This is a genomic window from Kitasatospora sp. NPDC087315 (assembly GCF_044744345.1).
Taxonomy (GTDB): Bacteria; Actinomycetota; Actinomycetes; order Streptomycetales; family Streptomycetaceae; genus Kitasatospora.
The window spans coordinates 31,662-43,879 of the sequence record NZ_JBIUYD010000002.1 but is presented as its reverse complement, the minus strand read 5'-3'; the positions used below and the strand labels follow the sequence as shown (position 1 = coordinate 43,879).

Below are 12,218 nucleotides of genomic sequence, written 5' to 3'. Positions count from 1 at the left end.
GGTCGGAGGGCGGTGGAGCCGGTGTTCGACTCACGCCACATCAGGACCTTCCACGAGGTCGTCCGGGCCGGTTCCTACTCGGCGGCCGCCCGCGAACTCGGCTACACCCAGCCGGCCATCACCCAGCAGATGAAGGCCCTCGAACGCACCGTCGGCGTACCGCTGTTCACCCGGGCCGGGCGGGGGCTGCGGCTCACCGAGGCGGGCGAGGCGCTCTCCCGGCACGCCGAGGTGATCCTCGGCAGCCTCTCCGCCGCCCAGCAGCAGCTCGCCGCGCTCGCCCGGCTGCGCGCCGGGCGCGTCCGGGTCTGCGCCTTCCCCAGCGCCAACGCCACCCTGATACCCGAGGCGATGGCCAGGCTGCTCGCCGAGCACCCCGGGGTCCGGGTCGAACTGCTGGAGGCCGAGCCGCCGGACTCCGTCCAGCGGCTGCTGCGCGGCGAGTGCGACATCGCGCTGGCCTTCCGCTACCCGGGCGTGGCCGCCGAACTGCCGGACGGCCTGGACGAGATACCGCTGATGGAGGACCTGCTCACGGTCCTGCTGCCGGTCGGCCACCCGCTCGGCCGCCGGCACGCCGTCCGGCTGGCGGACCTCGACGGCGAGCGCTGGATCGCCGGCTGCCCGCGGTGCCGGGCCAACCTGCTGCACGTCTGCGCGGAGGAGGGCTTCGCCCCGGACATCGTCTTCTCCACCGATGACAACCTCGCCGTGCAGAGCCTGGTCGCCGCCGGGGTCGGCATCGCGCTGATGCCCGCGCTGGTGCTCTCCTTCATGTGCCACCGCAAGGTCACCGGCCGGGCCGTCGAACCGCACCTGCGCCGCCAGGTCAGCGCGTACGTGCTGCGCGACCACCGCCGGATCCCCGCCACCGCGCTGGTGCTGGACCAGTTGCGGTCGGCCGCCGCGGCCAGGGTCGGCTGCTGAACCCATAAGCCCGCGTTGGGTAACCCTGAAGAAACCCTCGTTGGACGTGATAGGTCGGCCGGGTCGAACCTGCTGGCATGACACCCTCAGCCACGGTCGGCAGTGACCGGCTCACCGAGCGTATGACCGCCCTGATCGGCGAGATCCGCGCCGTCGTGGACCGCGGCCTGCCTCCGGAACTCACCGCCTACCTGGTCGGCGAACGACTCGCCCCGCACCTGCTCGCCGGCCCTGACGGCGCCGACGCGCTGCTCACCGCTGGCCAGCGCGAGGGCGACCCGGACCGCTACCGTCAGCACGTCCTGCACGCCGAGCCCGACGGCGGCTTCTCCGTCGTGGCCCTGGTCTGGCTGCCCGGCCAGGAAACCCCGATCCACGACCACGTCTCCTGGTGCGTGGCCGGCGTCCACCAGGGCCAGGAGAGCGAGACCCGGTACCGGCTGGTCTCCGACGGGCGCACCGCCCACCTCGTGGAGACCGAGCACGTGGTCGGCCCGGTCGGCAGCGTCGCCGCCTTCGCCCCGCCCGGTGACATCCATCTGGTCCGCAACGCCTGCGGTTCCACCGCCATCTCGATCCATGTGTACGGCGCCGACATATCCCGGCTCGGCACCAGCATCCGGCGGGTCTACCGGCTGCCCGCCGACGGGCGACGGTGAGCGCGCGGTGGCACTGACCGTCCGGGAGCGGCACACCCGCACCCGTCTGCTGCCCCCGCTCGGCGGGGACGCCCCCGGCCTGCTGCTCGCGGCGCTCGGGGTGGCCGCCGCGATCGCCGTCCACCAGGCCGTCCCCGCCGTGCCCAAGCTGACCGCCGCCGTCGTACTCGGGATCGCGGCGGCCCACCTGCCCGGGCTGCGGCCGGTGGTCCGGGGGGTGGCCAGGCCCGGACTGTCCACCGCCGGGCGGCGGCTGATGCGGATCGGCATCGTGCTGCTCGGCCTCAAGCTCGGCCTGGACGACGTGCTCGGCCTCGGCTGGGCCACCGTCGGCATGGTGCTCGCCGTGGTCTCCGTGACCTTCGCCGGCACCTGCTGGCTCGGGCGCCGGCTCGGCCTGCCCGGCGACCAGCCGCTGCTGGTCGCCACCGGGTACTCGATCTGCGGGGCGTCGGCGATCGGCGCGGTCAGCCAGGCCGCCGGCAGCGAGGAGGAGGACGTCGCCGCGTCGGTCGCCCTGGTCACCCTCTGCGGGACCCTCGCCATCGCCGTCCTTCCGCTGCTCCAGCACCCGCTCGGGCTCGGTGAGGCCGACTTCGGGCGGTGGGTCGGCGCCAGCGTGCACGACGTCGGCCAGGTGGTCGCCACCGCGCAGACCGGTGGGGCGGGTGCGCTGCGCGAGGCCGTACTGGTCAAGCTGATGCGGGTGGTGCTGCTGGCGCCGCTGGTCGCCGGAGTCGCCGTCGCGGTGCGGCGCGCGCACCGGGCCCGCGCTGCCGGGTCGGACGGGTCGGACGGGTCGGACGGGGGAGCGGCGGGCGGGCGGGCCGGGCGCCCGCCGATCGTGCCGCTGTTCGTGGCAGGCTTCCTCGGGATGATCGCGCTGCGCAGCACCGGTGTCCTGCCCGAGCGCGCGCTCACGCTGGCCGGCGACGCCCAGGAACTGCTGCTGGCCGCCGCCCTGTTCGGCCTCGGCAGTGCCGTGCACCTGCCCAGCCTGGTGCGTACCGGCGGGCGGATCGTTCTGCTGGGCCTCGCCTCGTGGGTGATGATCGCGGGGATCTCCTACGCGGGGGTGCTGGTCACGACGTGAGCGAGGGACGCGGGGGCTCCGCTATTGTCGGGCGGGTACTCGCTCGGCGAGAGAGCCCGAGCCCGGAACCGAGCTTCGAGGAACGCCGCATGTCCACCGCACTGCCCGAACGGGACGGTTACGACGCCGTCGTCACGCTCGACCGGCGGGAGGGCCCGTTCGGCGAGGTGGTACTGCGGCAGCGCGGTCGGCACTTCGAGATCATCGCCAACGGCTGCTTCCTGATGGACACCGCCGACGGGCGTTCGGAGCGGCTGCTGATCCAGGCGGCGCTGGACGAGCTCGACCGCACCGGTGCCGCGGTGGAGCGGCCGTCGGTGCTCATCGGCGGGCTCGGGGTGGGCTTCTCGCTGGCGTACGCGGCGGCCGAGCCGCGCTGGGGCCGGATCGCCATCGTCGAGCGGGAGGACGCGATCATCGACTGGCACCGCACCGGGCCGCTGGCGGCCTTCTCGGCCGGCGCGCTGGACGACGAGCGGGTCGCGGTGCTCCACACCGATCTGCTGGAGTACCTGGCCGCGGCGGACGGCGAGCGGTACCACGCGCTCTGCCTGGACATCGACAACGGCCCGGACTGGACGGTGACCGACTCCAACGCCGGGCTGTACGGCGCGGACGGGCTGGCCGTGCTCCGGCACCGGCTGCGGCCGGGCGGGGTGCTGGCGGTCTGGAGCGCGCAGCCCTCCCCGGCCTTCGAGGAGGCGCTGCGCGCGGCCGGCTTCGCGGACGTGGTCACGCACGAGATCCCGGTCGCCCGGGGCGTGCCGGACGTGGTGCACCTGGCCCGCCGCGCCGGCTGAGCGGGCGGCGGGCAGGTGCGGCGACAGCCGGGTTACTTCAGGCCGTTGTCCACGGCGGCCATCAGCTCGCCGCCGGCGGTGTCACCGTCGAAGGACCAGACCATCGCGCCGGCCAGCCCCTGGGACTTGATCCAGGCGGTCTTGCGGGCGATCTCGGTCGGGTCGTCGTAGGTGTAGAACACCGTCCCGTTGTAGAGGTACGAGAAACCGGCCACCGGATCCCGGTAGAGGGTGTAACCGCCGCTCGTGGCCAGGTCCTTGAGCTTGTGGTAGTCCTCGAACCCGGCCTCGTAGCTGCCCGGCGCGGGGCCGGTCGCGCTCTGGAAGAGGCCGTTGGTGGTGCCGCGCGGCACGCCCGTCCAGCCGCGTCCGTAGAACGGGATGCCCAGGGTCAGCTTGCTCTTCGGGGCGCCGCCGTTGACGTAGGCGTTGATCGCGATCTCGGAGCTGAACTGGCGGTCCGGGGTACTCGGGTCGCCGGCCGCGAGCTTGATCGCGGACTGCTGGTTGGTGCTCATCTCCCAGCCGCCGTGGTAGTCGTAGCCCTGGATGGTGGCGAAGTCGAAGGCGCCGAACAGGCCCGGGACGTCGATGCCCGCAGTGATCTTCGCCGGGTCGGCCGGGAGGAAGGCGCTCAGCGTGTAGTGCTTGCCGGTGGTGGTGCCGAGCGCGTCCAGCTGACGGCGGAACTCCTGGGCCAGCAGGGTGTAGTTGGCCTTGTCGGCGGGCTTGTAGATGTTGCCGAGGTGCCCGTCGGAGTTCGGCCACTCCCAGTCGAGGTCGATGCCGTCGAAGATGTTGGCCGCGCTGCCCGCGCCGCCGCGGCCGTCGATGACCGGCAGGTTCCCCTTGATGTACATGTCGATGCAGGAGCTGACCAGCGCCTTGCGGGAGGCGTCGGTGGCCGCCGCGTCGGAGAACCACTTGCTGTACGACCAGCCGCCGATCGAGATCTGGATCTTGAGGTTGGGGTACTTGGCCTTGAGCTGCTTCAGCTGGTTGAAGTTGCCGGCCAGCGGCTGGTCCCAGGTGTCCGTGGTGCCCGCCACCGAGCTGCCGGCGTCCCAGCCCTTGCCGAAGTCGGCCCAGGCGTCACCGGCGCCGTCGCCCGCGTTGGGGTCGGAGTCGTTGCCGGCCGCCTTGTTGGTGATGAAGCACTGCTTGGTGGTCGGGTGGATGTTGGCGAAGGCGTAGTTGAGCGTGGTGAGGCGGCCGGCCGAGCCCGAGGTGTCCAGCTTCTTCACGCTGTAGCCGCGGGCGTAGATGGACCACTGGGTGAAGTAGCCGATCTTCAGCGCGCCCGGGTTGGTGCCGCCCGGCTTGGTCTTGCCGGTCACCGGGCCGGAGGCGGTGGAGACGTTTCCGGCCGCGTCGCGGGCCTTCACCGTGAAGGTGTACGAGGTGTCCGGGGCCAGGTTGCCGACGGTGGCGGCGGGGTCGGTGACGGTCGCGGCGAGCGCGGTGCCGTTGTAGACGTCGTAGGCGGTGACGGCGACGTTGTCGGTGCTGGGGGCCCACGCCAGGGAGATGCTGTTGGCGTCCGAGCCGGTGACGGTCGGGGTGCCGGGGGTGGTCGGCGCCTGCCTGTCCGGGTCGGTGGGCGGCTTGGTCGTGACGCTCAGCGGACCGGCGGCGGCCGAGCGGTTGCCCGCCGCGTCGAAGGCCTGCACGGTGAACTGGTAGGTGGTGCCGGCGGTCAGGCCCTTGACCGTGACGGCGGTGGTGCTGCCGTCGGTGGTCGCCACCTTGGCGCCGTTCTGGAACACGTCGTAACCGGTGACGGCGACGTTGTCGGTGCTCGCCGTCCAGGACAGATCGGCCGTGGTCTGGGTGGAACCGGTGGACTGGAGGCCGCCGGGAACGCTCGGCGCGGTCTGGTCCCCGCCCGTGCCGTCACACGGCTGGCCGTTCAGCTTGCAGTTCAGCAGCGGCGCGTAGGTGCCCGAGTAGGAGACGTTGAAGCCGAGGTTGTACGAGCCGCCGGGCGGCAGGCTGCCGGCCCAGCTGGGGTTCTTGACCGTGACGTGGGAGCCGGAGGTGGTGTAGGTGGCGTTCCACAGCGAGGCCAGCGTGTTGGCGGTCGGCAGGTCGAACTCCAGGGTCCAGCCGTTGACCGGCGCGCTGGAACCGTTGGCGATGGTGTAGCTGCCCTCGTAGCCGGCGCCCCAGTCGCTGCCCTTGGTGAACGTCGCCGTGGCGGAGCCCGCGGCGGTGGCGGGGCCCGCGGCGGCGGTGGTGGCGGGCAGTGAGACGGCGAGTAGTGGGACGAGCAAAGTCCCGGCCGCGAGCAGCGGCAGTTTGATCCGACGTCGTTGCATGAAGATGGCTCCTGTCCTGGGGCCTCCGGGCATGCCGGGTCGCCCCGTTACCTGTGGGGAGGTGTCAGGTGCGTGGAGCAGCGTGCGGGAGCTCCGGCCGTGGGGTGGCGCGGAACGGGAGACCTCGGGCCGTCGGGGTGCCACGGAGGGTCCTGTGCTTACCGAGGGTAAAGAGCCCTTCGTCAACTGGCAATAGGTCTGTACCAGTTGGCGGCCGTGTGCATGGCAGAGCCTTGCGGCGGGCCTTGGTTGACCTGGGGCTTTGTCAACAGCCTTGGGCCGGTTGGCTGTTCGGTGTGGCTTCGGTGCGGAGGGAATGGGGGTGGGGGCTTCTGGCAACGGCGCGGTGGCCGTCCCGTCTGGGGACGGGACGGCCACCGGGGCGCGGTTGGGCCTGGCGTTCGGCCTCGGCCTCGGTTTCGGCCTGGGCCTCAGCCGAAGGGGCTGGTCTCCGGTGCGGCGGCCGGGGCGGTCTCGGCCGGGGCGGGGGAGGGGAGGTCCTGCGGGGCGAAGGGGTTGAAGTCCGGCGGCGGGATCATCACCGGCGTGCCCTTCGGCTTGCGCTCCGGGTCGTCCGGGGTGTCAGCGCCCTGGGCGGAGACGGTCGGCGGGGCCGAGGGCGGCGGCGGGACGGGCGCGGGCTGCCGCGGGATGGTGGTGCCGAACGGGTCGGCCGGCTGGTCGGCCGTCACCGTGCCGAACGGGTCGGCGGTGTGGACGGCGGCCGGGACGGTCTCGGCCGGGGCGGGGGGCGGGAGGTCCTGCGGGGCGAAGGGGTTGAAGTCCGGCGGCGGGATCATGACGGGGGTGCCCTTGGGCGGCTCGTCCTGCGGTCGTTCGGCGGGCGCGGGGTCGGCGGTCGTGTCCCGCAGGTGCGCCGGCAGCGGGGCGGAGGCGTCGGGTGTGGTGCCGTCGGGTGTGGTGTCGTCCGGCGAGAGGGCGCCGGACGCGCTGTCGGGTGCGGCCTCGTCGGGGGCGTCGGGGGCGGAGGCGTAGGTCAACGGTGCGGGCTCGACGGCGGGTGGCGCGGCCTCGACGGGCACGGCGGGCGCGGTGGTGACGGCGGGGGCGGGCAGCGTGCCGGGCACGCCGTCCCAGCCGAACTGCACGCTCTTCAGCAGCTCGGCGAAGACCTCGGTGTACAGCTCCCAGTCCTGCGGCTGGGCGGTGGACAGCTGGACGCAGAGCACCGAGACGCCGTCCGGCAGCGGGACGAACGCCTCCACGACCGAGGTGACCACCCAGCGCCGCAGTCCGTCGGCGGCCAGCGGGCCGGGCACCGGGATGCTGCGGGCCTCGACCAGGACGGCGGCCGGGCCGGCGGGCAGCAGCACCGTCCAGACCTCGGCGTGCCGACGGACGGTGGCCAGTTCGGTGGCGAGGCCGGTGATCGGCAGCGGGTGGCGGGCCAGCGAGACCACCAGAGTGGCGTCGGTCGCCCGGCCGTTCGCCTCCAGCGCGGACACGCCCGCGTAGACCGCGCCCGAGGAGGTGACCAGGTCCGCCAGGGTGGCGGCGATCACCGCGAAGTCCCGGCGCGGTGCCGGGCCGGTACCGCTGAACAGCTCCTCGGCGGTCTCGGCCAGATGTGCCGTCAGCTCCTCGGCTGCCGCGGCGGCGGCCGGATCCGTACCGTTCCCCGCTGCCGGGCCGGTCGGCACCGTCCGGGCGGAGACGCCCGCCGGGCCGCCCGGGGCGGTCAGCGGGTGGAAGCCGGGCGGGAGCACCAGCCGGACCTCGGCGCCCGCGCCGGTGGGCAGTTCGACCGCTTGCCGGGTCTGCTGCCCGGATGCCAGCGCGGCCAGCGCGGCGGCGAACGGCGGGCGCAGCTTCAGGTCGGCGATCTCGCCGGTCACCGGCAGCTCGAACAGCGCCGCCGAGGTGGTGCCCCGGTCGGCCACCGCGCCGCGGACCGCTCCGCCGCCGTAGCGGGCGAGCAGCCCGGCGGTGACCCGCTCGGCCACCGGGGTACCGCTGCCGGGACGGGCCGTGCCGGCGGTGAGTACGGTGCCGAGCCGGTCGACGGCCGCGTGCACCGGGCCGTTGGGCGCGAGCGGCAGGTTGAACAGCGCCTCGGCCTCGGGGTGTGTGCCCGCGCGCAGGGCGGTCAGCGAGGCCGCGGGGTGGCGCGAGGTGAGCTCGTCGAGGAGCGCGTCGGTGAGTGTGCCGAGGGTCGCGGAGACCTGCTCCGCCGCTGCGAAGGGGCTGGTCTCCGCACTGAACTGGCCGTGCTGGGTCAACTGGTGAGCCCCCGCTCTGCTGCGTGTACGTGTGGTGGTGCCGGCAGATCCGTGCACATTCCTATCAGAGGCCGCCGCCGGGGCAGAACCGGCCGCCGGGGGGCCGGGCGGCCGGGCCCGTCAGAGGGCGGCCGGAGGGACGGATCCGGAGGCCAGCGCGGCGACGGTGTCCGCGATCCCGGGGGCGGCGAACAGGGCGGCGAGGTCGCGCACCAGGCGCCCGGTCGGGCCGTCGGGGCGCTCCCCGGCGAAGAACCCGGCGAGTTCGGCGGCCAGCGCGGGCTCCCGGGCGGCGGTCAGCGTCAGGGCGGCCACGAACTCCTGCACCAGGTGGAGTTGGAGCTCCTCCAGCGGCACCGAGCGGTCGGCCAGCCACTCCAGTGAGGTGATCTCGGCGTTGGCGATCCAGGAGCGGACGGCCAGCCGCAGACCGGGGCTCGGCGACGGGACCGCCAGATGGGCCAGGATCTGGTCGTGCGCGGCCCGCCGGACCTCGTCGATCACCGCCGAGGTGCCCGGGCTGGCCGCCACCGAGCCGCCGCGCAACAGGGCCGCGAAGCCGGGGCCGTGGCTCTGGACGAAGTCCAGGTAGCGGCCCATCACCCGGTACAGCCGCTCCGACAGCGGGCCATCGGCCGGCTCCTCGAAACGGCCCGCCAGCTCGTGTCCGGCCCGGCGCAGCGACTCCTCGTACAGCGCCTGTTTGCCGGGGAAGTAGTGGTAGACCAGCGGCCGGGAGGCGCCGGCCGCCGCCGCGATGTCGTCGATCGACACCTCCTCCGGCGGGCGGCGGCTGAACAGCTCCAGCGCGACGGCGATCAGCTGCTCGCGCCGCTCGTCCACGCTGAGCCGCCGACGCGGCCGTTCGGCGCCTCGGTCGCCGCTCCGGCCGCGGCCGTGGACGTCACCGCTTCGGTCGGGGCGTGCGGACGTGGGCGACGCCGACGGCGTTCGGGAAGCCATGCGCGCCACCCTATCCGGCCCGTGCCGCGCGCCCTAGCCGGGCGCATCGGACCGTCCAACAGGGCGGTCCGATACGCCCGGACCGGGGGAGTGGCCCCGTCAGGGGGATCCGGCCCGCCCTCCGCTTCCGCCCCCCCCGGAGCACCGGCGCGGGCGGTCCTGGTGCCGCGTCAGCACTCCCACTTGTGGGAGCGCAGGTAGGTGCCGGCCCCGGAGAGGTTCAGCTTGGCGTCCTTCGCCAGACAGAACACCTTGGTGCCGCCCCAGTCGGTGGCCGTGTAGGCGGACACGGGCGCACCCGACTCGCCGTGGTTGTAGACGGACCGAACCCGGGTGCCGGCGGCCCAGCCGCACACGATCTGGCCGTTGGACCAGTCCGCGTCGTCGACCCGCCACTCGCACCTGGATCCGGTCCCGTTGTCGCCGGTCCAGGCGCAGAACAGTCCGGACGCGCAGTCCGGGTAGCCGGTGGCCGTCGCCTCGGCGGAGGCCGGGAACAGCCCGCTCAGCGTGGCCGCCAGGGCCATCCCCGACACCACTCGCACCACCCTGCTGATTCGCACCATCAGATCCCCTCGTCCCAGGTCGCTCGGGCATTGCCGTGGTCACGGCAGTGCGGACACGAACCTAGAACCCCCAACCGCCGGGCGGCAGGGCGCGACCAGGAGCGCGGAGGATCGTGCACGGGAGTGCGGCTCACCGGATCACGCCCCTGCTGGAGGAAGCGTCGCGCGGAACTCCAGGTAGCGGCGGTACGCCTCGATGCCGTCCGGGACGAACTCGTCGCGGGCCAGCCGGGCGTCCAGCTCCCGCGGGGTCAGCCAGGCGTGCCAGGCGACCTCCGACTCCTGCGGCGCGACCGGGCCGTTCCACCGGGCCTCGTACACGTCGCACCACCAGGAGAGGCCGTCCCGCCGGAACAGGAACTTGAACAGCGGGCGCGGCTCGATCCCGCTGACCCCCAGTTCCTCCTCGGCCTCCCGGACGGCCGCGCCCGGGTAGCTCTCGCCCGCGCCGACCACCCCGCCGACGAACATGTCGTACGCGCCGGGGGCGAACATCTTGGTGTCGGTGCGCCGGTGGACGAAGAGCCGTCCGGCCGGGTCGCGGACCAGGACGAAGACGCACCGGTGGGTCAGCCCCCGCCGGTACACCTCCCCGCGCGTGGCGGTACCGGTCACCCGGTCGTGCTCGTCGACGACGTCCAGCAGCTCTTCGGCAGGGTTGGTCATGACGGACAGGTTAGGGTTCTCCGGGCCCGGATCGAACGCGGGCACGAGTACGGAACGACGGGTTGAGGCGGCACGCGGTGGTGGAGATCCGGGGCGGGACGGCCGAGGGCTTCGAGCCGGTCAGGGCGGCCTTCGCGGGCGGCTTCCGTGAGCACGGCGAGCTCGGCGCGGCGTTCGCGCTGTACGTGCGCGGCCGCAAGGTGGTCGACCTGTGGGGCGGCGACGCCAGGCCCGAGGTCGGCGGGCGGCCCGCGTCGGCCGTGCCGTGGACGGCCGGCACCGCGCAGGTGCTGCGCTCGGTCACCAAGGGCCTGACCGCCACCACGGCGCTGCTGCTGGCCCAGCGTGGGCAGCTCGACCTGGACGCGCCGGTCGCCGAGTACTGGCCGGAGTTCAAGGCGGCCGGCAAGGAGCGGGTGCCGGTGCGCTGGCTGCTCTCGCACCAGGCCGGGGTGCCCGCGCTGGACGTGCCGCTGGGCCTGGCCGACGTGCTCGGCTGGGAGCGGGCGGCGGCCGCCGTCGCCGCCCAGGCGCCCGCCTGGGAGCCTGGCACCGCGCACGGCTACCACCCGTACACCTTCGGCTGGCTGGTCGGCGAGGTGGTGCGGCGGGCGAGCGGGCGGACCGTCGGCCGGTACTTCGCCGAGGAGATCGCCCGCCCGCTCGGCCTCGACCTGTGGATCGGACTGCCGGCCGACGCCGCGCACCGGGTCGGGCGGCTGGTGGACCTGCCCGCGCCGCAGGCCGCCAGGACCGGCCCGAGCGGGCTGCGGCTGCGCCCCAAGCAGGCGGTGCGGGACGCCTACCGGGACCCGGCCTCGCTGACCGCCCGGGCGTTCGCCTCGGTGCGGCCCGAGGTGGACCTCAACGACCCCGTGGTGCAGGCCGCCGAGATACCCGGCGCGGGCGGCATCGGCACCGCCCGCTCGCTGGCCCGGTTCTACGCCGCGCTGATCGGTGTCGCCGACCGGCAGGGGGGTGGCACGGCGCCGCCGCCGCTGCTCGGGCCGGAGCTGCTGGCCCGGGCGGCCGGTCCTGCGGTCAGCGGGCCGGACCGGGTGCTGATCGTGAACTCCGCCTTCGGCCTGGGCTTCTTCCGGCACGGCCCGACGTCCCCGATGGCCTCGCCGGCGAGTTTCGGCCACCCGGGCCGGGGCGGTTCGCTGGGCTTCGCCGACCCGGACCTGGGCATCGGCTTCGGGTACGTCACCAACGGCATGCAGCCCGGCGTCACGGGGGACATCCGTTCCCGGGGCCTGATCCGGGCGGTGCGGGCGTGCCTGGACGGGGGCGCCGCGGACCACCTGCGGTAGGGCCGGGCGGCGCCACGTGCGTGTGCTTCGCGCGCCGGCCTGTGCGGTGGACCGGGCCGGTCAGGCCTGGCCGGTCTCGAAGCGGCCGATCCGGTCGCCGACGACGGTGAACCGCCAGACGGTGCGCATCTCGCCCCAGGTCTCGTTGCTGTAGTTGGCGATCAGCGACCGCCCGCTGTCCGATTCCGACTGGACGTCCATGTGGCCGCGGCTGGAGAAGATCTCACGGTCGATCCAGTCCCGCAGGTCGCGGTCGGAGCCGTCGTCGGACATCGTCGCGTCCGCGGTGAGCAGGTTCAGGAAGGCGTCCTGGTCGCCCGCGTTGATCGCGGTGACGGCGGCGCGGACGGTCGGGTCGGAGAGTTTGGCGGTGGCGATGGTCATGCGGGGTCTCCCAGGAGTGAAGGGTCGGGACTCCTGTTTATGGCGTCACCCGGTCGTGTTCGGGCATGTCGGCGGCGCGTCGGAGATTTCGGACATCCATGTGCTTGGATCCCGATATCGGTGAGGTGCTCAGCGAGGGAGACGCGGCCGGGAGCTCGTACGGGCGCCGGGCCGCGGGCCACGGGGAGTGGTTGCGGGGTGGGGGGGCCGGGCCGCCCCCCCCCCCCCCAAATAGCGGAACCCCGGGGGGGGGGGGGCGGGGCCCCCCCGGGGGGCCGGGGGATTAAAA

Annotated in this window: 11 protein-coding genes; 5 read left to right on the top strand and 6 right to left on the bottom strand. The window is 74.1% G+C overall.

The features are described from left to right. Window positions 1-21 precede the first annotated feature (21 nt). The 4 genes from ACIO5D_RS03070 (at window position 22) to ACIO5D_RS03055 (ending at window position 3,479) form a co-directional block, all read left to right on the top strand. Window positions 22-927, top strand: a complete 906-nt coding sequence (locus tag ACIO5D_RS03070) for a LysR family transcriptional regulator (RefSeq protein ID WP_363611760.1) — start codon at window positions 22-24, stop codon at window positions 925-927. 77 nt (window positions 928-1,004) lie between these two features. After that, window positions 1,005-1,586 (top strand): cysteine dioxygenase, encoded by a 582-nt coding sequence (locus ACIO5D_RS03065; protein WP_400793749.1) that lies wholly within the window; start codon window positions 1,005-1,007, stop codon window positions 1,584-1,586. Between the two features lie 7 nt (window positions 1,587-1,593). Further along, window positions 1,594-2,679, top strand: coding sequence for a YeiH family protein (locus tag ACIO5D_RS03060; protein WP_400756562.1), 1,086 nt, complete (start codon window positions 1,594-1,596; stop codon window positions 2,677-2,679). An 89-nt stretch (window positions 2,680-2,768) separates the two neighbouring features. Then, window positions 2,769-3,479, top strand: a complete 711-nt coding sequence (locus ACIO5D_RS03055; protein ID WP_400649225.1) for a spermidine synthase — start codon at window positions 2,769-2,771, stop codon at window positions 3,477-3,479. Between the two features lie 32 nt (window positions 3,480-3,511). Here ACIO5D_RS03055 and ACIO5D_RS03050 read toward each other — a convergent pair whose 3' ends face one another. The 5 genes from ACIO5D_RS03050 to ACIO5D_RS03030 form a co-directional block, all read right to left on the bottom strand. Next, window positions 3,512-5,797 carry a glycosyl hydrolase family 18 protein gene (locus ACIO5D_RS03050; RefSeq protein WP_400756565.1) on the bottom strand — a complete coding sequence of 762 codons (2,286 nt, stop codon included), beginning with the start codon at window positions 5,795-5,797 and terminating at the stop codon, window positions 3,512-3,514. Between the two features lie 431 nt (window positions 5,798-6,228). Continuing rightward, window positions 6,229-8,037 (bottom strand): hypothetical protein, encoded by a 1,809-nt coding sequence (locus ACIO5D_RS03045; RefSeq protein WP_400793748.1) that lies wholly within the window; start codon window positions 8,035-8,037, stop codon window positions 6,229-6,231. Between the two features lie 120 nt (window positions 8,038-8,157). Next, a complete protein-coding gene (locus tag ACIO5D_RS03040) occupies window positions 8,158-9,000 on the bottom strand; it encodes a TetR/AcrR family transcriptional regulator (RefSeq protein WP_400793747.1) in 843 nt (280 codons plus the stop codon). Window positions 9,001-9,170: 170 nt separating this feature from the next. Further along, window positions 9,171-9,566 (bottom strand): peptidase inhibitor family I36 protein, encoded by a 396-nt coding sequence (locus ACIO5D_RS03035; RefSeq protein ID WP_400756571.1) that lies wholly within the window; start codon window positions 9,564-9,566, stop codon window positions 9,171-9,173. 138 nt (window positions 9,567-9,704) lie between these two features. Then, window positions 9,705-10,232, bottom strand: a complete 528-nt coding sequence (locus ACIO5D_RS03030; RefSeq protein ID WP_363611774.1) for an NUDIX domain-containing protein — start codon at window positions 10,230-10,232, stop codon at window positions 9,705-9,707. A 77-nt stretch (window positions 10,233-10,309) separates the two neighbouring features. Here ACIO5D_RS03030 and ACIO5D_RS03025 point away from each other — a divergent pair, with 77 nt between their 5' ends. Then, a complete protein-coding gene (locus tag ACIO5D_RS03025) occupies window positions 10,310-11,545 on the top strand; it encodes a serine hydrolase domain-containing protein (RefSeq protein WP_400793958.1) in 1,236 nt (411 codons plus the stop codon). A 60-nt stretch (window positions 11,546-11,605) separates the two neighbouring features. Here ACIO5D_RS03025 and ACIO5D_RS03020 read toward each other — a convergent pair whose 3' ends face one another. Next, on the bottom strand, window positions 11,606-11,929 hold the full coding sequence (locus tag ACIO5D_RS03020) for a nuclear transport factor 2 family protein (RefSeq protein ID WP_363611776.1): 324 nt from the start codon (window positions 11,927-11,929) through the stop codon (window positions 11,606-11,608). Window positions 11,930-12,218: the final 289 nt, after the last annotated feature.

Bases quoted from the DNA above. Each gene is read 5' to 3' on its own strand.
- ACIO5D_RS03055 (WP_400649225.1), top strand. From the start codon at position 2,769: ATGTCCACCGCACTGCCCGAACGGGACGGTTACGACGCCGTCGTCACG.
- ACIO5D_RS03035 (WP_400756571.1), bottom strand. From the start codon at position 9,566: ATGGTGCGAATCAGCAGGGTGGTGCGAGTGGTGTCGGGGATGGCCCTG.
- ACIO5D_RS03020 (WP_363611776.1), bottom strand. From the start codon at position 11,929: ATGACCATCGCCACCGCCAAACTCTCCGACCCGACCGTCCGCGCCGCC.
- ACIO5D_RS03065 (WP_400793749.1), top strand. From the start codon at position 1,005: ATGACACCCTCAGCCACGGTCGGCAGTGACCGGCTCACCGAGCGTATG.
- ACIO5D_RS03040 (WP_400793747.1), bottom strand. From the start codon at position 9,000: ATGGCTTCCCGAACGCCGTCGGCGTCGCCCACGTCCGCACGCCCCGAC.
- ACIO5D_RS03030 (WP_363611774.1), bottom strand. From the start codon at position 10,232: ATGACCAACCCTGCCGAAGAGCTGCTGGACGTCGTCGACGAGCACGAC.
- ACIO5D_RS03050 (WP_400756565.1), bottom strand. From the start codon at position 5,797: ATGCAACGACGTCGGATCAAACTGCCGCTGCTCGCGGCCGGGACTTTG.